Raw genomic sequence first — 21,709 nt, 5'->3', positions numbered from 1 at the left:
AAAACTTTATTTTAATTATATTATGAAAAAGATCTATCTTTTTTTCCTGCTGCTATGTCTGCAGCTATTCTCTGCCCAGTTTACAGAGAATGACATTAAATTCTGGGTAGGAACCGGCTCTAAAAAAGCGTTCTTCATCGCTGATTTTAATGACAGTGACCATCCCACTTCGTATGCATGGGGCTATCGTTATGATGCGGATAACCTTACCATGGAAGACCTCATCAATGCTATTGATGCAGCAGAACCGAAAATGGAAGCGGAAGTTCCCTCAGGATTTCTTTACAGCCTGAATTACAACCACCACACACCCAGTCTGGATGATTACTGGTCTACCTGGTCCGGACCAACAGCTGAAAATATGCAGCTGAACAATGGCGTTAATAATGATCCGCTGGTAGATGGCAAATGGTACGGAATTTCTTACGGTTACGGATTTACACCTACTACACCGGCACTTTCCCATCCTTCGGCTCCTGTAGCCGCATACCATTCTGCATGGTACAGTTCTTCTCAAATCACCAACTGGATTGGTACCGGAAGCAATACAAGTCTTGTGGTTATCGATTTCGGGACTAATAACGCTGCAGGGGAAGCTCATTCTTTTGTTTTTGGAATTAAATACAACGGAAACTTAACGGCGGAACAGGCTCTTCAGCTGATCCAGACTCAGGTTTCTTACTTTAATTTTACATCAAATAACAACCAGATCAGTACGCTGTCTCTGAATAATTTTACCGGAACAGCTTCCGGAAGCAATACCTGGAAACTATTCAAAGGAAAAGACCTTTCAAGCTGGAGAGGGCAAACCGATTTGTCTCAGATTCAACTTAGTAATAATGACTGGCTGGGTCTTGGGTTTGGACAGAGGATACCATTTACACCGAAAGAGGCTTCAAGTACGGTCTTAGGGGTTTCTGAAATCAGTAAAAAGGAATTCAGAATTTATCCTAATCCTGCGAGTGATTTTATCCGGATCGAAACTGCTGAAAAAATTAAGGAAGTGAATATTTATGCTACTTCAGGACAAAAAATATTAACAGGAACCAATGCAAAGATGAATATTCAAGTCTTGAAAGACGGGGTTTATTTAGTAGAAATTAAAACATCAAAGGCAACTACGGTCCATAAAGTTATTAAGAAATAGAAAACCACCCCGTCAAAAATTCTTCGAATTTTCGCCACCCCTCCAAGGGATGGGAATTTTGATCCGACGAATTTTTGTCATATGAAAATATTTGATTTTCATAGAACTAAGTGTTCTTCTATTTTCAAAATTTTCAACTTCAAAATAACTAAAGTGTTAAAAACCTTTTGCCTCTTTTGTGGTTAAATAAAACTAAAAAAACGCACCGAAACCGGTGCGTTTTTCAATATTCTCAAAGGAAATTATTTTTTCTCTGTAGATCTCTGTAAAACTTCGTCTACCATTCCGTAGCCTTTCGCTTCTTCAGAAGTCATCCAGTAATCTCTGTCTGAAGACTTTTCTACCCACTCATACGTTTGTCCTGAGTGGTGGCCGATGATTTCATAAAGCTCCTGCTTCAGTTTAAGCATCTCTCTCAGGTTGATCTCCATATCTGAAGCTACTCCCTGAGCACCTCCTGAAGGCTGGTGAATCATTACCCTTGAGTGTTTCAATGCGGAACGTTTTCCTTTTTCTCCTGCCACAAGCAATACAGCTCCCATTGAAGCCGCCATTCCTGTGCAGATGGTTGCCACATCCGGTTTGATGATCTGCATGGTGTCATAAATTCCTAAACCTGCATAAACGCTTCCACCAGGGGAATTGATGTAGATCTGGATATCTTTTGAAGGGTCAGCGCTTTCAAGGAATAAAAGCTGGGCCGTTACAATATTGGCCACCTGATCATCTATTCCTGTTCCAAGGAAGATAATTCTGTCCATCATCAGACGCGAGAATACGTCCATCTGTGCCACGTTTAATCTTCTTTCTTCCATGATGTACGGCGTAAGGTTAGTAGGGCCGTACATTCCCATATACTGATCGGTAACCAGACCGTTGTTTCCTAAATGTTTTACAGAGAAATCTCTGAATTCTTTTTTAATGTCCATATTTCTATTATGTATTATTAACAATTTTTTCAAAGTTTAAATTACAACTTTTATTCCTAAAAATTTACAGGACTTTTTGTCACAGAATATCTGAAATCTTTAAAGATCTGTCTGTCAATCTATCTTTTCCTGTCTACGTAGATTCCTTTGATAGGAGAATACTCAATGATATCACTCAATTTCATGGAAGCCTGTTTCAGTAAGGTGATTTTTTTGATCAGTTCATAATACTTTCCTTCATCCTTACCGCTGTACTCGTCCAGTTGCTTCGCGGTTTCTTTGATCAGATAGTCAATATACCTGTATTTGTGCAGCAGAACGTCTCCCTGTACCTGTTCGGCAATTTTGTCGCCGTAGTTGGGAGGATAAATATTTCTGGACCCCCAGTTTTCAAGCTCATCCAGAGGCATCAGAGCATCTACAACTTTGGAAGTGATCTCTTCATCCATAAAAGACACAAAAAAGTTGCCGCTTCTCAGCTCATCTTTCTGGATTCCTTCTTTTACCTGATCAATAATAATTTCATTTCCTTTGACTAAAAAGCTGTACTGCTCTTCTTCAAAATGGAGTAAAATCTCTTCAATAACTGTAATCTGGTACTCTTCGTCTTTTTCATTCCTTCTTTTGAGAACAATATCGCCAAACATCAGCATATGATCCACAAGTTTGCTCTCCATAAAGAGAACATCGTAGAGATAAGGGTCTGCTTTTTCCGTATCCAGGGGAACAACTTCAAGCTTGGGCTGAACCTTTTCCTTCTGCTGCTGAACATGCTGATGCTGGTTCTGTGTGATCTGTTTCTGAACATCAAGCTCATTGAAAAGGCTCTGCTCTGAAAGACCGAATTTATTGGAAACCTCTTTCAGGTATACTTCCCTTTTCAGCGCATTCTGCACAAAACCTACAGATTTTACGATATCACGGATGGCTTCAGCTTTTTTAATCGGGTCATTTCCGACTTCTCTTAAAAGTATTTCAGCCTTGAAATCAATAAAATCCTTCGCCTCATTTTCAATGAATTTTTCTACGTACTCCTGCGGATGTTTTCTGGAAAAGGAGTCCGGGTCGTCACCATCAGGAAACAGAAGAACACGGATGTTCATTCCTTCGGTCAAAAGCATGTCTATACTTCTGAAACTGGCTTTGATTCCCGCATTATCCCCATCAAAAAGGATCGTTACATTTTCTGTGAGCCTTTTGATCAGCTTGATCTGTTCTGTAGTCAAAGAAGTCCCCGAACTTGCCACTACATTCTCGATTCCCGCCATATGGAGCGCGATCACGTCCATATACCCTTCCACGAGAAGGCATATATTTTTTCGTGAAATAGCCTGCTTGCTTTGATTTAAGCCGTAGAGAACATTGGATTTATGATAAATTTCCGTTTCCGGAGAATTCAGGTACTTAGCTGTTTTAACGTTATTCTTAAGGATTCTGGCTCCAAAACCTAAAACCCTTCCCGAAAAACTGTGGATCGGGAAAATCACCCTCTCTCTGAATCGGTCGATACCGGAAGGCGTATTCTCAGGGAAAATGGAAAGTCCGGATTTTTCAAGAATTTCCTTTGAATATCCCTTTTCTTCTGCATAAGCGGTAAAGGCATTTTTCTTTTCCGGAGAATATCCGAGCTGGAATTTTTTTATAATATCATCTTTCAGCTCACGTTCTCTGAAATAAGCCAGACCAATACTTTTTCCTTCTTCCGAATCCCATAAGATCTCCTGATAATAGCTGTTGGCCACTTCATGAATTTTATACAGCTGATCTTTTTCAGTCTGCGCATGTTTGGCTTCTTCCGAAAACTCACGCTGATCTTCTTCAATCTCTATCCCGTATTTTTTAGCGGCGTGACGAAGCGCTTCAGGATACGTGAAATTCTCGATCTCCATCAGGAAAGAAATGGCTGTTCCCCCTTTCCCCGTAGAGAAATCTTTCCAGATCTGCTTGCTTGGCGACACTACAAAACTTGGAGATTTTTCCTCATGGAAAGGACTGAGCCCTTTAAAATTAGACCCTGCCCTTTTCAGCTGAACGTACTCCCCTACAATCTCTTCTACCCGTATCGTTGAGAAAATTTTATCTATGGTCTGTTTGGAAATCATAGTGTAAAATTAAATATTTAGTCCGAAGAAAAAAACTTACCTGAAAAGAATGATTTAAATCACAAATTTTATTTATATTAATTCTAATTAAAAATAATATGTTTGCGGTTAAAATTAAATACTAAGCATGATTACACATCAATTTTTTAAAATGCTGAAAAAGACCAGATTAAACATGGCCGCCGCATTTGTTTTAACTGGCTGGGCAAGTATGAACGCACAGGTTGTCTCCTATTATTCTTTTGCACAGAATCAGGGCACCTACACCCCATTGTCAAATCCTACCAATATTGCTGTAGCTACGACAGCTTCAGGAACCGGTGTACTGGATGACAATGTGTATGAACTGAACAACATTATTCCTTTTTCATTTCCTTTTAACGGAACTTCCTTTAACTCAATTAAGGTATATGCCAACGGTTTCATTAGCTTCGGAAGCTCTGCATCCAGCTCTACCGATCCTATTGGGTCTGGGATTACCTATGACGGAGTTATTTCTCCGCTATCTGCCGATCTTGAATCCCTTTTTAATATTAACGGCTTAACAGGGTCTATAGATTATGCGGTTACCGGAAGTGCTCCCAACCGTGAGTTCGTGGTTCAGTGGAGCCATTTCAGACCTTATGGTTCTGCACCTGCGACTGCAACATCGCACCACAACTGGAATTTTCAGGCAAGACTTCATGAGAACGGAAGCATTCAGTATGTCTACAATCTGACTTCTCAGGGAACGCCAAGCTCTACCAATGCCAAAGTAGGCCTCAGAGGAAATACAAGTAATGATTACAACAACAGGGCAGCATCAGGAAATGCTTCCAGCAACTGGAACAATACGGTAGCGGGAACCTATTCTTCCGCAGGGATAGCGAGTAATTACAGCTATCTGGCTGCACAGGGGCTAACGTTCAACTGGACACCACCTGCATCGTGCATCACACCTGTGGCACAACCTTCCAATTTCAACTTAACGAATACAGGAATCATTATTAACGGTACTTTCACTGCAAGCTCTCCGGCTTCCGACCGCTACCTTATCCTGAGAAATATGAATGGAACAGTGCCCAACCCTCCTGTCAACGGAACCGTGTATGCCACAGGAAACAATACTTCCCTGAACTCTTATGTCTCTTATTACGGACCGAATACTACCTTTGAGAACAATTATAATCATGGGATCAGGGGAAATAATCAATATACCTATACCATCTATGCAGTCAATTCAAACTGTACAAACGGTCCTCTGTACAATGTTCAGAATCCGGTAAGCAGCTCTATCACCAATTGCCCTGTTTCCGTAAATGGTATCACAACCTCGGGTGTTACCACCAGTTCATTTGACGTGACCTGGTCTGCAACTGAAAACGGGACGGCATTGCCTGTTAATACGATTATTGAAGTAGCCTCGGACAGCAATTTCACTTCAATGGTAACGGGATCTCCTTTTACATTAGGGGCTTCTACATTGTCTCAGCAGATCAGTGGGCTTCAACCGAATACCCAGTATTTCATCCGCGGAAAGAATGTAAGCACCCAGTGTGAAAGCTCGTATTCCCTTCCGGTAAGTATTTATACGGCCTGCACCCCTGTTTCAGCTTTTTATGAAAACTTTGATTCTGTTTCAGGAACAGGCAGCCTGCCCAACTGCTGGAGCAAAATCCTGACTTCCAATAACAGTTCTGCACCAACAATCAATTTAACCACTACAGACGCCAGCTCTTCACCCAATAACATCAGCTTTTACGGAAACGGTGCTACAACAACAGATGCTGCCACAAAGATTATCCTGGTAAGCCCTGAGTTGACGAATATCAGCAGCGGGACGCACAGGCTCCGCTTCAAAGCAAGACGAACTTCAGCAGATACCAAGCTTCAGGTCGTTGCATTAACCGGAAATACAGCTGCCGCCAACGTTGAGATTATCGAGACCATCCCATTAACAACAACCTATCAGGAATATGTGGTGTATATCAGTAATTATTCCGGGACTGCCAATCACCTGGGAATAAGAAGAACAGACGGAAGCACCTGGTCTTATATGTATGTGGATGATGTGATCTGGGAACCTGCCCCAAGCTGCCCTGAACTTGCTTCTGTAACCCTGAATGCAGAAACGTACAACGGGGCCAATATTTCTTGGACCAATGTCAACAACCAGCAGCCGGGAAGCGGATATGAATATTTTGTTTCAACATCCAATACCCCTCCTGCCAATACCAATACATTCGTTACCGTGGCTCCTTCCGAAAATTCCGTGAACCTTTCCGGACTTGCGGGCGGTACCTATTATTTCTGGATCAGACGTGTATGTTTAGCTGCCGAAAAAAGTCCATGGAAACATGTCATGTTCAGTACCATTCCTACAACTCCGGCCCCATGGAAAGAAGAGTTTTTAACCACAACATTCCCAACGGGATGGACCAATGCGGCGAGCCCGCAGTCATTCATAGTGGGAAGTGAAAGAGGAGCAACAGGAACCGGAGCCTCCGCAACCAATTTATATAAGAACCTTTACGGAAGTTCGGCATCAGGAACCTTCAGTACCATCAGCGTAGGTCCATTGAATGCAGCCAATTATGAACTGAGCTTCGATTATAAGCAAAGTAACTACAACGGAAATTTTGCTCCGTTAGCAAGCTGGGGGAATTTCGAGGTACAGATTTCCACTGATTTCGGGGCCAGCTGGACTACCATAGGAACAGTAAATAATGAAGCCGGTACCGGAAGTTATATCAAAAAAACATATTCCCTGGCGGCTTATCAGAACCAGTTTGTAAAAGTGAGAATTAATGCTGCCAGAACGGCTGGAGATTTCGACCTTTCTTTTGATAATTTTGAAATTAAAGCGGGAACGCTATCCACGCTTGAGACCGTAAAAGATAAATTGAGAATCTATCCTAATCCTGCAGTCTCTTTTATGAGAATAGAATCCAGGGAAAAAGTAAAATCCTTTGAATTGTATAATGTCTCCGGACAGCTTGTAAAATCGGGTGGCCAGGTACAGGAAGTATCGCTTGATCATCTGGCTTCAGGGCTTTACATTCTTACAGTAACTCTTGACAACGGACACACTGTCATCAATAAAATCATTAAACAGTAGTATTTTTTATTATTAAATGATAAACCGGCCGGAAGGATTTCCAGCCGGTTTTGTTTTGATTAAAAATTAGGACTAAATTTGTGTCTGAAATCAAGTTTTGTCTCTTAAATCCATAGCGGATTATTGATAAAAATTTGGATTACTGATATAAAAAAATTGATTGAATAATGAATTTTACCATCCATAACATTGAAGACTGGCAGGAAGTTGTTGATAAGATCCTTCCTGATTTAAAACATAATATACTTCTTTTAAAAGGAAACCTTGGTGCCGGGAAAACCACATTTACGCAATTCCTTCTCAACAATCTGGGAAGCCGGGATGAAGTCAATTCTCCTACCTATTCCATCGTGAATGAGTATAATACCCCAAAAGGCAAGATTTATCATTTCGATCTGTACCGGTTAAAAAATATTGAGGAAGTATACGATATTGGCATTGAAGAATACCTTGATAATGCTTTTTTATGTATCATAGAATGGCCCGAAGTGTATGAAGAAGAGCTCTACGGGCTTAATTACCACACAATGAGCATCGTGAATACCGGAGATGAAAGAGAAGTCTCATTCGACTAAATATTATGTATCTTTGCTTTCTGATTCAATGTTAAAATAACAACCTGTAAGAACTAATTTAATTCAAGAATGAGTACTACAAATATTTTCACTCCTTTCACTGAAGAAGAATTGATGCCGAAGGAAGAAAAGTTGGAGGTTATAAAGAAAGGAAAACAGTTCAGTATTGGGATTCCTAAAGAAACCTGTCTTAATGAAAGGAGAACATGCATTACTCCGGACGCGGTACAGGTCCTGGTAGAGCATGGCCATGAGCTTATTATTGAATCCGGTGCCGGGGAAGGTTCTTTTTTTACAGACCTGCAGTATTCTGAATCCGGTGCAAGGATCACCAATGATCCTAAAGAAGCTTTCGGGCAGGATCTTATCTTAAAGGTGAATCCTCCTACTGAAGAGGAAATTGATTATATGAAGCCTAATACCTATCTGGTTTCGGCGCTTCAGATCAACCTCAGAGACAAAGATTATTTCTTAAAGCTGGCAGAGAGAAAAATCAATGCCATTGCGTTTGAATTTATCGTTGATGAATACAAACAGCTTGCCCTGGTAAGGCTGGTCGGCGAAATTGCAGGAACTGTTTCTATCCTATATGCATCTGAGCTTCTTGCCATGTCAAACGGCCTGATGCTGGGTGGTATCACAGGAGTAAGACCTGCAGAAGTTGTTATTTTAGGGGCAGGAATCGTAGGAGAATTTGCGACAAAAGCAGCCATAGGACTTGGAGCCAGTGTAAGGGTATTTGATAATTCCCTTTCCAAGCTGAGAAGACTTCACACGCTGGTAGACAGCCGTGTCCCGACTTCCATTATCGATCCTAAAGAATTAAGCAAAGCACTTAGACGTGCAGATGTAGTGATCGGCGCGCTTCCAAGATTAAATATGACGCCTATCGTGACTGAAGAAATGGTGGCAAAAATGAAAAAAGGCAGCGTTATCATTGATATTACCATAGACAACGGTAAGGTAATTGAGACTTCCGAGCTGACTACGATGGACAATCCTTATATCATCAAACACGGTGTACTCCACTGCGGGCTTCCAAACCTTACGTCCAGAATGCCGAGGACCACTACAAAAGCGATTTCCAATTTCTTCCTTTCCTATATTCTGAACTACGATGAAGAGGGCGGCTTTGAAAATATGCTGATCCGCAAAAACGAAATGAAGCAGAGCTTATATATGTATAAAGGAAGGCATACCAAAAAAGTGATCTGCGACCGTTTCGGGCTTACTTACCATGATATCAATCTTTTAATTTTCTAATGAAAAAACTTAAATTCTTTTTAATAGGTCTTATTCCGGGGCTGATCCTTGTATTTTTTATTTTAAACAAAAAAGGCGCGAGCTGCAGCGGATATCTTCCCAACAGCCGTGTGATAGCAGAAACCCTGTCTAAAGAATTCCAGTATTCCGAAGACTTCAAAAACGGAATGAGCACTTATAAAATAGATGAAAAATTTATAAAAGACAGCATCATTACGAATGGAAAGGTAGATTTCGATAAAAGCCATGCACAGAAAAAACCGTGTCCCGACTATGTCCTGGTCTATCCCGAGAAAAATCCTGTTTACGAGATCAACTATGAAAAGTGTGAAGAAACGGTAACGCTGAAATCGCTGAAGAAACTGAAATAGGTAGTTTTTAACATTAAGGAATTAAGAAATTCAGGAAGATTAACCAGAAGGGTTATTAAGAATTTGATTACGTCAAATGATAACAGTTTGCTTTATAAAATATCCCTGATAATTATCTCGATACATTTTAACGGCTTAAAAATTCTTAATGTTTCAAAAAATAATATCACGCAGATTTTGCAAATGAAGCAGATTGTTTAAAAAACTTTAAGAAGTTCAGAAATTTATCCGAAAAGAAAATACTAAACATTAAAAAGTATCAAATACTATTTTTATGGAAGGCAATTACTACATGATCCACGATTATCTGATATTCATTGCAGTTTTTGCTATTTTCTTTTTTCTTACCGTCAGCATTTATCTGTTCAGCCAAAACAGCCGGATCAGACAGAAAAATACCCGGCTTTCCGAAACCAATAAAATCATTGAGCAAAAGCTGAATGAAGTTCAGCTGGAACACATCGGAACGAAACTGAATCCCCATCTGTTTAAAAACATCCTGAATTCCGTACAGTCGCACGCATACCAGACCTATATGTCACTGGATAAGCTGGCCAATGTTCTGGATTATATCCTGTACGAAAGCAATAATAAGTATGTAAGTCCAAAAGAGGAACTGGATTTTGCCTTAAGCCTTATCGAGATCAATAAAATAAAAATCAACCCTCTTTTTGATTTCAGGATCAAGTCAAGGATCAATAAATCTGATGCCCTGTATGAAGAAAAAGTTTTTGCCCCGCTGATCTCTGTTGACCTCATTGAAAATGCTTTTAAGCATACGGATTTTCTTGCACAGGATTCTTTTATATCCATCAGTTTGGAGCTTGAGAACAGGGTTTTCACCATGAAAGTCAGCAATAAAGCTTCTTTAAAGAATGTTCTTGAAAAAGAAAACAGCGGCTTTGGAAGCCAGTCTCTGGATCAGAGGCTTAAAATGATCTACAACAATCATTATCAGCTGGAAAAAAGCTCAAAAAACGGTATATTCACGGCAGAATTAAAAATAAACCTAGGAGAATTCTATGATAAAATGCGTTATTCTTGATGACGAATTACTGGCCATCAGCTATTTAAAACTTCTCTGCGAACAGATTGAAAATGTAGAGGTGGTAAAAGCATTCAATGATCCTAAAATTTTCCTTAATGAAATAGACAGCCTCGACTGCAACCTATGCATCCTTGATATCGAAATGCCGGGAATGACCGGCCTCCAGGTAGCTGAGCTTATTTCAGGTTCTAAAAAAATCATCTTCACCACTGCTTACAAAGAATATGCAGCCGAAGCCTTTGATCTTAATGTGGTAGATTATGTCCGTAAACCTATCAAAAAAGAGAGACTGATCCAGGCATTTGAAAAAGCGAAAGAACTGGTAGATTTGCCTCCTAAGAAAGATCTGATCGAATGGAATACCAATATCGGCAGAACGGTAATTTTCACGGAGCAGATTGCATACATTAAAACTTCAGAGATCGACAGCCGCGACAAGGATATTATCCTGAATGACGGAACCACGATTGTCCTTAAAAACCTCAATTTTAAAAACCTCCTTGAAATGCTTCCGCCAAAGGATTTTGCACAGGTGAACAAAAAGGAGATCATTGCCCTTTCTTCCATTAAAGTTTTTTCTACCAACGAAATCATTACCACCATTACAACTGAGGGAGATCATTTCCTTAAACTCCATATTGGTGAAGCATACCGGCATTCATTGCTGGAGCTGTTCGGGAAGTAGATCTTTCATACCTTTCCGGTTTTATTGCAGAATGTGGTGGTTTCATTACATCCTCCCTGTTTATACCGATTTACAGCCTATTTTTGCTGCTGATTAAATATAAGGATTGAAGCCAGAAGAGGGAAGCTGGAAGTTATTTTCGGACACTAATTCAAAAGTCTCCGTACAATTGATTTATAAACGCTGTGATCGCAAAATATTATTTAATGCCTGAAAAAAGTTCGCAAGGGTGTTTCACTTAGCAAAAACAGCAGCCAGCCTTTGTGACCGGAAAAACAAATGAGTTAATAACGATTGCGGGCATCGCGTTAAAAATAATATACACGGACAGGATATTGATTTGATGGAAGAACTTTAAAAATTTAATAAAAATGTAGTATCGTTCTGCTTTAGGACCTCAATAACTTCCAGCTTCCCTCTTCCAACTACCTTACTTATTCAAGGAGTTTATTACATTTTTCAGAGCATTGATTACATTTTAAGAATATATGTATTTAACATAACCATATTCTTTGGAAATTTACACTAAAATTAAGGACTTATGAACCTGGGGAAATACAGAAACATTATCTTCTACATCAGCACCATTGCATTCTTTTCATGCCTTATGTATTGGTTTTTCATTGAAGGTAAGACCTTAGAGATAGGAGAAAACATTACACCCGCCAAAACTACGGGCACTACAATGTGGGAAGATTTCACGGATTCATTTCTGACGAACCTTCATCATCCTCTGGCGCTTCTTCTTGCCCAGATCGTCACCATTATCCTTGTGGCCAAACTTTTCGGATGGATCTGCGTCAAACTGAAACAACCTTCCGTAATCGGGGAAATGATAGCAGGTATTGTATTGGGACCATCCCTTTTCGGACTGTATTTTCCTGAACTTTCAGCGTTTATTTTCCCTAAAGAATCACTTCCGAATCTGCAGTTTTTAAGCCAGATCGGTCTGATCCTTTTTATGTATATCGTTGGAATGGAACTTGACCTGAGCGTTTTAAGAAAGAAGGCACACGATGCCGTGGTGATCAGCCACGCCAGTATTATTATTCCTTTCGCGCTGGGAGTAGGGCTCTCTTATTTAATTTATAAAGAATTTGCTCCGGAAGGCATCCAGTTCAGCTCTTTTGCCCTATTTATCGCCATTGCCATGAGTATTACGGCATTCCCGGTATTGGCAAGGATTGTCCAGGAACGCAACCTCCATAAAACCAAAATAGGAACCGTTGTGATTACCTGCGCAGCGGCAGACGATATTACCGCATGGTGTATTCTGGCCGCAGTAATCGCTATTGTGAAAGCCGGATCTTTTTCAGGATCGGTATTCGTTATTTTAATGGCTATCCTGTATGTTTTTATTATGATCAAAGCGGTAAGGCCTTTCCTGATCAGAATTGCTGAATCACAGAAAGGGAAAGGTTTTATCAGCAAATCGCTGGTTGCAGTGTTTTTTCTGATATTGATCATTTCTTCTTATGCTACAGAAGTTATTGGTATTCATGCGCTTTTTGGAGCTTTTATGGCCGGTGCCATCATGCCTGAGAATGTAAAATTCAGAAATCTTTTCATTGAAAAAGTGGAGGATGTAGCTTTGGTGCTTTTACTTCCGCTTTTCTTTGTATTTACCGGATTGAGAACCCAAATCGGGCTTTTGAATGATCCTCATCTCTGGAAAATTGGCGGACTTATTATTTTAACGGCAGTCATTGGAAAGTTTGTAGGAAGCGCCCTCACCGCAAAATTCCTGAATTTAAGCTGGAAAGACAGCCTTACGATAGGTGCCTTAATGAATACCAGGGGCCTTACCGAGCTTATTGTTCTCAATATAGGGTATGACCTGGGGGTTTTGGGACCTGAGCTTTTTGCAATGCTTGTGATCATGGCGTTATTTACCACCTTTATGACAGGTCCGTGTCTGGATCTCATCAATTATCTTTTTAAAGGTAAAAAATCAATGACAGAAGACGGGGAAGAAGGGGAAAGTGATTCGAAGTACCGGGTTCTCCTGTCTTTTGAAACCATAAAATCGGGAAGTACCCTCCTCCATCTGGCAGATAACCTGACCCGTAAAATGAATGGGAACAAAAGTGTTACCGCTGTCCACATCGCACCGGTAGACGAACTTCATGCTTTTGACATCAATGATTATGAAAAGGATCAGTTCAAAGAAGTGATTGAAACTTCACAGGAGCTCAACCTGGAAATCACGACCCTGTTTAAAGCCTCTACAGATGTGGAAAGTGACCTGACGAATATTACCAACAAAGGAAATTATGACCTTCTCTTAATCATGCTCGGAAAATCAATGTATGAAGGAAGTTTGTTGGGTAGGTTACTTGGTTTTACTACAAAAATCATCAATCCTGAAAAATTACTAAATACAGTAAAAGGAAAAGGAAATATTTTCAACAACTCCCCTTTCGACGATATCACGCTTCAGCTTCTGGATAAAGCTACGATTCCCGTAGGTGTTCTGGTGGATAAGAAATTCAAGTCAGCAGATAAGGTCTTTGTTCCTATATTTAATTTAAGTGATTTTTATCTGCTTGAATATGCAAAAAGGCTGATCAACAATAACAATTCCCAGATCATTATTTTAGATGTGGCCGGACAGATCAGGAGCAATATTGAGGTGAAAGAACTCATCAGAAGCATTGAACAGGTAGCCCCGAACCACATCACTTTATATAACGAAAAGAAAATCGAAAAAGAATTCCTGGATGCGCAGGACCTGATGCTGGTAAGCGCGAAAAGCTGGAAAAACCTGCTCGATACCAAAAGTCTGTGGCTTTCTGATATTCCATCAACTTTAATTATTTCTACTCCTTAAAAAACAATATAACAATGTACCAGTGTAACAGTTTACAAATAATATAGTCATTAATTGCAGTATTGGGATTGTTACACCGGTACATTGTTATATTGTTACATTATTATATCATTTCTCTTTTGAAAGCTTCAATAGTTTTTTAAAAAGCTCAGTGAGTCTCTTCTCTTCCTCCATAATATAATCTCCGCTGAAAGGGGCTCCGCAATCCATGCTGTTCATGACATGAATGAGCTTTCCTTTTTCAAAATAATTGCGGTTTTCCTCTATTTCAGATTTATCAAAGTCAAAAGCTTCGGTATCATTATTCTCTTTCATGGCTTTAACATCATAAAATAAGGGACGGTTGTAGGTATAATTTTTTTCAAAAACAAAGGATAGCTGCCCGTTCAGCAGATAGTACTCTGCAAGAGTCTGCCCCATCTCTCCGTAAAGCCTTACCGTAATTTTTTCAAGACGGCCTTTCTGCTCGTAAAATACGGCTTCTCCTCCCTCTGCTGATTCTCCCTCAATATCTCTCTTTTTGACAGAGCTCCATTTGGTGATAGAATTGATTCTTTTAAAATTACTGCGGATGGGTTTCAGCCTGTCCGTTAAAAATTCATTCACGGCTATGTCTTCTTCGTTAAAGGATTCTTTAATCGTGATCTTATCCGTCTTTGTTTTTTCAGAAGCAGAAACCTTTGGATCCCTTATCTGGGCTACGAGACTGGAATTTATGGTAATTGTTAATAGCAGCAAGTTGCAGATAAAAAAACGCTTCATGATCTTTTGTGTTTTGGTCTGTTATTTTGCAAATCTAGCAAATCTTTGCATACACCGTAATCCGGCGGAAATGCATTTCATCTGTGGAACAGGTCCGTTTGTTGGTTCTTCTGTGATGTCTACGTTAAGAGGATTATAATACATTTGCTTCATCTTAAAAATCTGCCGGAATATCTGAACAAGTCAAAAAACAAATATCAACAGTGCCGGTTAAAACAGGAATGGAAGTCCAAATGATAATTTAAGCCAAACATATCACCAATTTAAAAAATATTTTATACCTTCGCCCTGTGAATTTCAATAAAGGAACATATTATTATAGAATTATTAACTCAGATCTGGGCTAGGATTCTTATGAACATAACTTAAAACCTCGTCCCTGGACGGGGTTTTTTATTTAAAAAATTATAGAAAAGATGAAAATAAGTATTATCGGTGCAGGTTTAATCGGAGGTTCAATGGCTTTAAAATTAAGAGAGAAAGGCATTGCAGATTTTATTTACGGAATCGATAACAATCAGCAGCATATCTCCAAAGCTCTTGAACTGGGCATTATTGACGCCGGTACAGACCTTGAATACGGAATTAAAAATGCAGATTTTATCATCCTTGCCATTCCGGTAGATGCTGCCAGAATACTGCTCCCCACTGTTCTTGATCTCGTAACTGATCAACAAACCGTGATGGATGCAGGATCCACCAAAGCAGGCATTGTAAAAGCGGTTAGAGATCACCCGAACCGTTCAAGATTTGTTGCTTTCCACCCGATGTGGGGTACTGAAAATAGTGGTCCGCAGTCTGCTGTTTCGGACAGCTTTTCCGGGAAAGCCGGAGTAATCTGCAATAAAGAAGAATCTGCAGCAGATGCCCTTGAACTGGTGGAAAAAGTTGCAGAAAACCTTGATATGCACCTCATTTATATGGATGCACAGGATCATGACATCCACACTGCTTATATTTCACACATATCCCACATTACATCCTATGCCCTGGCCAATACCGTCCTGGAAAAGGAGCGTGAGGAGGAAACTATTTTCCAGCTGGCCAGCTCCGGTTTCTCCAGTACGGTGCGTCTTGCCAAATCCCATCCTGAAATGTGGGTTCCTATTTTTAAGCAAAACAAAGAAAATGTACTGGATGTTCTGAATGAGCATATTACCCAGCTCAGAAAATTCAAAGCCGCTTTGGAAAAAGAAAATTATGAGTACCTGGAAGAGCTGATTACGAATGCGAACAGAATCAGGGGAATATTGAGGTAAAAGGGCGAAAGGGCAGAAAGGCTAAATAGCAAAAGGGCGAATTTGCTGATATGAGTGCAAAATTCAATCAAAAAGGGCAAAACCAATTCTATTTACCGGTTTTGCCCTTTTGCCTTTTCGCTATTTAGCCTTTTTGCCTTCCTAACATTCCGGAACGTTTACCGCAATAGCCAGTCCCCCTTCTGAGGTTTCCTTGAAACGGTCACTCATGGATAATGCGGTTTCCCACATGGTTTGTATAACTTCATCCAGCGTTACTTTAGCTTTGGCAGGATCACTTTCCAGGGCAATATTAGCTGCTGTAATGGCTTTCATAGCGCCCATGGTATTTCTTTCGATGCATGGAATCTGTACAAGTCCTTTGATGGGATCACAGGTAAGGCCAAGATGATGCTCCATGGCAATTTCGGCCGCCATCAGCACCTGCCCTATACTTCCTCCTAAAATCTCAGTCAGCCCGGCTGCTGCCATCGCTGATGATACTCCGATCTCCGCCTGGCATCCGCCCATGGCAGCAGAGATGGTTGCATTTTTCTTAAACAGGGTTCCGATCTCACCGGCAACCAGTAAAAACCTTACGATATCATCATCACTTGTAAACTCGGTGAACGCCTGGGAATACATTAAAACGGCAGGAATTACGCCACTGGCACCATTCGTTGGGGCTGTGATAATTCTTCCAAAACTGGCATTTTCTTCATTTACGGCAAGAGCAAAACATGCAATCCACTTATTGATATTTGTAAAATTTTCTTCCGCATCTACCACCTGCTGGAACCATTCGTCCATATTTTTGTAGATCTTGTCGCCCAAAAGCTTTCTATTGATTCCCGCAGCTCTTCTGGTTACATTCAGCCCTCCGGGAAGGATGCCTTCTTTATTGACTCCCTTATAAATGCATTCTTTAATATTTCTCCAGATATTCAGGGCTTCCTGCCTGGTTTCTTCCTGAGATCTCCAGCTTTCCTCATTAATCAGGATCAGGTCTGAAAATCTTTTAAATCCTAATTTCTCACAATATTTGATGATATCCGAACCGTGATGGCAAGGATATAAAGTTCTTACACAATGTTTCTGGATGGAATTTTTCTCCTGGCTGGCAATAAAACCGCCTCCTACAGAATAAAAATCCTGGACAAGCTCGGTTCCGTCTTCGAAAACAGCTTTAAAAATCATTCCGTTCGGATGAAAATCAAGGGATTTCTGCATGTTTAAAACCAAATGATGCCCGTAGACAAAAGGAATTTCTTTTTCTCCACCGAGGTTAATGATCTGATCTTTTTTTATTTTCTCTATTTTTTCATCAATTTTTGAAGTATTGATGGTCGTAAAATCTTCGCCATTCAATCCCAGCATTCCGGCAATATCCGTTCCATGCCCAATCCCCGTTTTGGCCAGTGAGCCAAAGAATTCAAGGAAAACCTCCTTCACTTCTTCAATGGATCTTTCCCTTTTTATAATCCTGATAAATGCAGATGCTGCATTCCACGGGCCCATCGTATGAGAGCTGGACGGGCCTATTCCTACTTTAATAATCTCAAAAACCGATATAGATTCCATAAATCACTGTTCATTTTCCACTTAAAACAAAGATACATGATAATATATTAATTCCACCTGTCTGAAATTAGGTTTATTATCTTAATTTACCCTGAGTTCGGGATAGACATTTATGTTTATAATCTTGTCAGGAAGTTTGAAGACTGAAGAGGGAAGCTACTGAAGTCTGGAAAGCAGAAATTTAAAGCAACTTTATTAATGACTGATATGATCTTCCAGCATCCCTCTCCAGCTTCCAGCCATTTTATCTTTAATTTCATATCCCAAACTCAGATTAATTTACGATTTGAAATTCACCATTTCAGGCTCTCTTCATGCTGAGAGATATCAAGACCCATATTTTCAGATTCTTCGGAAACTCTCAGTGTAATTAAAGAGTCTGTAATTTTATACAACAGCAGCGATCCGAAAAACGTAAAAGCAGAGACCAGAAGCAAGGCCGCCATATGATGCATAAAAACCTCCGGTCCTCCGTGAAGAAGACTTGCATTCTCACCATGGGCAAATACAGCTGTCAGGATCATTCCCATAATTCCTCCTACTCCATGACAGGCAAAAACATCCAGCGTATCGTCTATTTTCTTTAAAGCTTTCCAGTTGACCATCAGATTGGAAACAATAGCCGCCGAAAATCCTATAAACAGGCTCTCCGGAATTGTAACGAAACCGCATCCGGGCGTAATAGCCACTAACCCTACTACCGCTCCGATGCAGGCTCCCAGTGCAGATACACTTCTCCCGTTGATCCGGTCAAAAAAGATCCATGTCATCATGGCAGAGGCAGAAGCTATGGTGGTGGTTCCAAAAGCCATAGCTGCAGAAGCACTGGCACTTAAGGCAGATCCTGCATTGAATCCAAACCATCCGAACCACAACATTCCTGTACCCAGAAGCACATAGGGAATATTCGAAGGCTCATGATGTGGATTTTTCCTGTTTCCCAGCACTAAAGCACCTGCCAATGCTGCGAAACCTGCGCTCATATGGACAACGGTTCCGCCGGCAAAATCTTTTACCCCAAAATATTTGTTTAAAAGCCCGTCCGGATGCCAAACCATATGACATAGTGGTGTATAAATGAAAAGACTGAAAAGTACCATAAACAGCAGATATGAAATAAACCGTACCCGCTCTGCAAAAGATCCTGTAATCAGGGCAGGAGTAATAACGGCAAATTTCATCTGAAAAAGGGCAAACAGGACAAAGGGAATGGTAGACGCCATCATTTTGTGAGGCAGTACGCCCACACCACTGAAAAACGGATAACTTAACGGATTTCCGATAATCCCGTAATGCACTCCATTGACCTCAAATCCCAGGGAATCTCCAAACGAAAGGGAAAACCCAACCACTACCCATAATATGGAAATAACACCGAGTGCAATAAAGCTCTGCAACATCGTGGATATTACATTTTTCTTTCCGACCATTCCGCCGTAAAAAAATGAAAGTCCGGGTGTCATGAGAAGTACAAGACCTGCAGCAGCAAGAATCCATGCTACATCAGCTCCCACAATGTTATCTTCAGTGAGAAATTCACCGGTTTTGGGAAAATCTGCAATAGGACTCCAGAGTAAACCTCCGAATGCCACCAGAGTAATGACCGAAAATGAAACGATCCATTTAAAACCAATTTTCATAAAATTTGTATTTAACCCTATCAAAATTAAATATAAATTTTATAAAAACATATATTTTATAAACTAACCCCTTAAAAAACAACAAAAACTAAAAAAATATATGATTTTCACACAAAAACCTCCTTCAGTATTTTTGAAACTTCTTTATGTTTTGTAGCTGGGAAAAGGTGCGTTCCTCCTTTGATGACATAATCCGGCTTTGAATATTTAATAGGAAACACGATGTCTTTATCTCCCAGAATCTGGATCACATTGGGAATTTCTTCAAATTTCCATTCAGAGACCTTCTCCACCGACCATTTCAGATAATACGGATCCCGGACGGTAAAATACTGCAGGAGTTTGGGATTTTTCGGATCAAAGAGTTTTCTTATCACAGAATATACATTGGCAGCTTTGTCATTAAACATCCCTACAGGAAGTATTCTGGGTAGTTTTGTGATCTCTCCGGTTTTTATAAATTTGGATTTTTCCTTATCTGATCTTATGCTTCCCATGATCACTACTTTCTGGGCAGGTTTCAGCTGATTGATTTCCTGTACCATAATACCACCAAAGGAATAGCCCAGCAAAGAGAACGGTTCTGAAACATCTATTTTTTCAGCCATTCTTTCCACGTAGGAATGGAAGTCCTCATTTTTCTCAGGAATGAGCCAGTCTATAAAAACCAATTCGCAGTTCTGAGGAAATTCAAGTCTTTCGAGTACTTTAAAATCTGCTCCGAGACCGCTTATTACATAAATTTTCATAAGACTAATTTAAGAAAAATAGATTAAATTCAGTGAGGTGCTGAACTGTTAACAAGATTGAAGATTTTTAAAGTTTGAAAATGGACCTGATGCTTTAATTGACTTTTTTTTCACAAATATCACCAGTATGTTAAGTATATTAGTCATTCGTGAAAAAACATTTATGAAATTAGTGTTTCAATCAACGCAAAGGTTTTATCTTAATATCGCATATTTTGAGTTATGCAAAGATAAAAATCAATCTTCGATTGATTCGATGAAGCGCGTACATAAAACATGTGCTTTGTCAATGGCGCATCTAAAATCCTTATGCTTGGTCAACAAAATCTCACTAATCCTGTCTGAGATTACCGGATATAAAAAATGGGCAGTTCATTAAACCGCCCATTATCATATTATAGTATTTAAACTTATTTCTTTTTCTTTACAGGAACTCTGTTATCGTTATCCAGTTTTTCTGTGGAAACTTTGAATTGGATATCCATTTCGTCCTTGATGAAATAATCCTTTAGGGAAGATTGGTAGAATACTTTAAAGTCTCTTCTGTTCAATGAGAATTTCGCAGACTCTATCACTACTGTAAACTGCGTTACATAAGCATTCGCAGGGAAGGTAATGGTTTTTCTCACCCCTTTGATGGTAATATCACCATAGATCGTTGAATTGTATTCACTGTTTGCTAACGGAATAATTTTAGTCAGGTGGAATTTCGCGATCGGGAATTTTTTCACCTCAAAGAAGTTGGTGCTTTTCAGCTCATTCGTTAGTTTGATCTGATCTTCCTCGGAAACGTCACCAGCCATCAAGCTTCTCATATCTATAATAAACTCCCCGTCTACCAGGACTGTTTTATCAAAATTGAATTTTCCGCTTTTCAGTTTTACCGTTCCGGAATGTGAAGAAGCCTGAGTTTTTACAACTTTATATCCCCACCATCTGATCTCTGATGAAGTCACTTTTGAAACCTTATCAAACTTCTTCTGGGCAGAAACCAATGACATGCTCGCGCACACCATAGCAAACAATAGTAATCTTTTCATTCTTTTTTATTTACAATTCAACAAAAATAAAAAAAAGTGTAGAACTTCTACACTTTTAATAATCTTTTTTTGATTAAATTATTTAGCAGTCACCTTTACAAGCATTTCGATGTCATCTTTCACAAAAACATCCTGCATGGTAGACTTGTACGCCACGTCAAATTTCTGTCTGTCGAAAGAGAATTTCTGAGAAACGAGGCTCACTACTCCTTTGCTGTAAGCAATTTTCGCAGGGAAAGTAATAGCGCTTGTTTTTCCTTTAACAGTAAGGTCTCCTGTTACCAGAGAGCTGTAGATTTTATCGCTGTTTTTCTTTACAGAAGTGATTTTGAAAGAAGCTGTCGGGAATTTTTCAACCTCAAAGAAGTCGCCGTTTTTAAGGTGCCCGTTTAATTTTTGCTGATATTCTCCTTTAAGATCAGTTGCGTTAATAGAAGTCATATCCAGAACAAAACTTCCTCCTACAAGGTTGTTTCCTTTCATGACCATATCTCCTGATTTTACTTTCACAGTCCCGTCATGAGAGCTTGCCTCAGATTTTGCTACTTTGTACCCCCACCAGTGTACCTCAGATGCCACTACTTTTTTTGACTGTCCGAATGCAAGACCGCTGGCAACAACTGCCAATAAGAATATTTTTTTCATTAGAATA

General features: G+C 39.8%; 17 protein-coding genes. 9 read left to right on the top strand and 8 right to left on the bottom strand.

What is annotated here, in order from left to right:
* The first annotated feature begins 22 nt into the window (after positions 1–22).
* Entirely contained in the window at positions 23–1,147 is a 1,125-nt protein-coding gene (locus B7E04_RS10005; protein ID WP_080778517.1) for a T9SS type A sorting domain-containing protein, read from the top strand.
* A gap of 242 nt (positions 1,148–1,389) precedes the next feature.
* Here the strand turns inward: B7E04_RS10005 and clpP are convergent, their stop codons facing one another.
* Entirely contained in the window at positions 1,390–2,076 is a 687-nt protein-coding gene (clpP, locus tag B7E04_RS10000; protein WP_027373257.1) for an ATP-dependent Clp endopeptidase proteolytic subunit ClpP, read from the bottom strand.
* Between the two features lie 119 nt (positions 2,077–2,195).
* Positions 2,196–4,178 (bottom strand): DNA primase, encoded by a 1,983-nt coding sequence (gene dnaG, locus B7E04_RS09995; protein ID WP_080778516.1) that lies wholly within the window; start codon positions 4,176–4,178, stop codon positions 2,196–2,198.
* Positions 4,179–4,305: 127 nt separating this feature from the next.
* On the opposite strand from dnaG, the gene B7E04_RS09990 reads away from it, so the two are divergent.
* From B7E04_RS09990 to B7E04_RS09960, 7 genes are all read left to right on the top strand, one after another.
* On the top strand, positions 4,306–7,275 hold the full coding sequence (locus B7E04_RS09990) for a T9SS type A sorting domain-containing protein (RefSeq protein ID WP_080778515.1): 2,970 nt from the start codon (positions 4,306–4,308) through the stop codon (positions 7,273–7,275).
* Positions 7,276–7,442: 167 nt separating this feature from the next.
* Positions 7,443–7,850 carry a tRNA (adenosine(37)-N6)-threonylcarbamoyltransferase complex ATPase subunit type 1 TsaE gene (gene tsaE, locus B7E04_RS09985; RefSeq protein ID WP_080778514.1) on the top strand — a complete coding sequence of 136 codons (408 nt, stop codon included), beginning with the start codon at positions 7,443–7,445 and terminating at the stop codon, positions 7,848–7,850.
* A gap of 69 nt (positions 7,851–7,919) precedes the next feature.
* Positions 7,920–9,113, top strand: coding sequence for an alanine dehydrogenase (locus B7E04_RS09980; protein ID WP_080778513.1), 1,194 nt, complete (start codon positions 7,920–7,922; stop codon positions 9,111–9,113).
* Positions 9,113–9,484, top strand: a complete 372-nt coding sequence (locus B7E04_RS09975; RefSeq protein WP_080778512.1) for a hypothetical protein — start codon at positions 9,113–9,115, stop codon at positions 9,482–9,484. Before B7E04_RS09980 ends, B7E04_RS09975 begins: the two co-directional genes overlap by 1 nt.
* A 274-nt stretch (positions 9,485–9,758) precedes the next feature.
* A complete protein-coding gene (locus B7E04_RS09970) occupies positions 9,759–10,529 on the top strand; it encodes a histidine kinase (RefSeq protein WP_080778511.1) in 771 nt (256 codons plus the stop codon).
* A complete protein-coding gene (locus B7E04_RS09965; protein ID WP_080778510.1) occupies positions 10,507–11,217 on the top strand; it encodes a LytR/AlgR family response regulator transcription factor in 711 nt (236 codons plus the stop codon). Before B7E04_RS09970 ends, B7E04_RS09965 begins: the two co-directional genes overlap by 23 nt.
* Positions 11,218–11,764: 547 nt before the next feature.
* Positions 11,765–14,047: a cation:proton antiporter gene (locus B7E04_RS09960; RefSeq protein WP_080780643.1), complete on the top strand. Its 2,283-nt coding sequence runs from the start codon at positions 11,765–11,767 to the stop codon at positions 14,045–14,047.
* Positions 14,048–14,155: 108 nt separating this feature from the next.
* Here B7E04_RS09960 and B7E04_RS09955 read toward each other — a convergent pair whose 3' ends face one another.
* Positions 14,156–14,809, bottom strand: a complete 654-nt coding sequence (locus tag B7E04_RS09955; RefSeq protein WP_080778509.1) for a hypothetical protein — start codon at positions 14,807–14,809, stop codon at positions 14,156–14,158.
* A 416-nt stretch (positions 14,810–15,225) separates the two neighbouring features.
* Here B7E04_RS09955 and B7E04_RS09950 point away from each other — a divergent pair, with 416 nt between their 5' ends.
* Positions 15,226–16,068 carry a prephenate dehydrogenase gene (locus B7E04_RS09950; RefSeq protein WP_080778508.1) on the top strand — a complete coding sequence of 281 codons (843 nt, stop codon included), beginning with the start codon at positions 15,226–15,228 and terminating at the stop codon, positions 16,066–16,068.
* Positions 16,069–16,209: 141 nt separating this feature from the next.
* Here B7E04_RS09950 and B7E04_RS09945 read toward each other — a convergent pair whose 3' ends face one another.
* The 5 genes from B7E04_RS09945 to B7E04_RS09925 form a co-directional block, all read right to left on the bottom strand.
* On the bottom strand, positions 16,210–17,628 hold the full coding sequence (locus B7E04_RS09945) for an L-serine ammonia-lyase (protein WP_080778507.1): 1,419 nt from the start codon (positions 17,626–17,628) through the stop codon (positions 16,210–16,212).
* Between the two features lie 293 nt (positions 17,629–17,921).
* A complete protein-coding gene (locus tag B7E04_RS09940; protein WP_080778506.1) occupies positions 17,922–19,268 on the bottom strand; it encodes an ammonium transporter in 1,347 nt (448 codons plus the stop codon).
* A 107-nt stretch (positions 19,269–19,375) separates the two neighbouring features.
* Positions 19,376–20,017, bottom strand: coding sequence for an alpha/beta hydrolase (locus tag B7E04_RS09935; protein WP_080778505.1), 642 nt, complete (start codon positions 20,015–20,017; stop codon positions 19,376–19,378).
* A gap of 410 nt (positions 20,018–20,427) precedes the next feature.
* On the bottom strand, positions 20,428–21,057 hold the full coding sequence (locus B7E04_RS09930; protein ID WP_080778504.1) for a YceI family protein: 630 nt from the start codon (positions 21,055–21,057) through the stop codon (positions 20,428–20,430).
* A gap of 78 nt (positions 21,058–21,135) precedes the next feature.
* On the bottom strand, positions 21,136–21,702 hold the full coding sequence (locus tag B7E04_RS09925; RefSeq protein ID WP_080778503.1) for a YceI family protein: 567 nt from the start codon (positions 21,700–21,702) through the stop codon (positions 21,136–21,138).
* Between the last annotated feature and the right edge of the window lie 7 nt (positions 21,703–21,709).

The sequence above is a fragment of the Chryseobacterium phocaeense genome, from assembly GCF_900169075.1.
GTDB classification, from domain to species: domain Bacteria; phylum Bacteroidota; class Bacteroidia; order Flavobacteriales; family Weeksellaceae; genus Chryseobacterium; species Chryseobacterium phocaeense.
This window is presented reverse-complemented; position numbering and strand designations above follow the sequence as displayed.

Coding starts and splice junctions, on each gene's coding strand:
- B7E04_RS10005 (WP_080778517.1), top strand. CDS start 23: ATGAAAAAGATCTATCTTTTTTTCCTGCTGCTATGTCTGCAGCTATTC.
- clpP (WP_027373257.1), bottom strand. CDS start 2,076: ATGGACATTAAAAAAGAATTCAGAGATTTCTCTGTAAAACATTTAGGA.
- dnaG (WP_080778516.1), bottom strand. CDS start 4,178: ATGATTTCCAAACAGACCATAGATAAAATTTTCTCAACGATACGGGTA.
- B7E04_RS09990 (WP_080778515.1), top strand. CDS start 4,306: ATGATTACACATCAATTTTTTAAAATGCTGAAAAAGACCAGATTAAAC.
- tsaE (WP_080778514.1), top strand. CDS start 7,443: ATGAATTTTACCATCCATAACATTGAAGACTGGCAGGAAGTTGTTGAT.
- B7E04_RS09980 (WP_080778513.1), top strand. CDS start 7,920: ATGAGTACTACAAATATTTTCACTCCTTTCACTGAAGAAGAATTGATG.
- B7E04_RS09975 (WP_080778512.1), top strand. CDS start 9,113: ATGAAAAAACTTAAATTCTTTTTAATAGGTCTTATTCCGGGGCTGATC.
- B7E04_RS09970 (WP_080778511.1), top strand. CDS start 9,759: ATGGAAGGCAATTACTACATGATCCACGATTATCTGATATTCATTGCA.
- B7E04_RS09965 (WP_080778510.1), top strand. CDS start 10,507: ATGATAAAATGCGTTATTCTTGATGACGAATTACTGGCCATCAGCTAT.
- B7E04_RS09955 (WP_080778509.1), bottom strand. CDS start 14,809: ATGAAGCGTTTTTTTATCTGCAACTTGCTGCTATTAACAATTACCATA.
- B7E04_RS09950 (WP_080778508.1), top strand. CDS start 15,226: ATGAAAATAAGTATTATCGGTGCAGGTTTAATCGGAGGTTCAATGGCT.
- B7E04_RS09945 (WP_080778507.1), bottom strand. CDS start 17,628: ATGGAATCTATATCGGTTTTTGAGATTATTAAAGTAGGAATAGGCCCG.
- B7E04_RS09940 (WP_080778506.1), bottom strand. CDS start 19,268: ATGAAAATTGGTTTTAAATGGATCGTTTCATTTTCGGTCATTACTCTG.
- B7E04_RS09935 (WP_080778505.1), bottom strand. CDS start 20,017: ATGAAAATTTATGTAATAAGCGGTCTCGGAGCAGATTTTAAAGTACTC.
- B7E04_RS09930 (WP_080778504.1), bottom strand. CDS start 21,057: ATGAAAAGATTACTATTGTTTGCTATGGTGTGCGCGAGCATGTCATTG.
- B7E04_RS09925 (WP_080778503.1), bottom strand. CDS start 21,702: ATGAAAAAAATATTCTTATTGGCAGTTGTTGCCAGCGGTCTTGCATTC.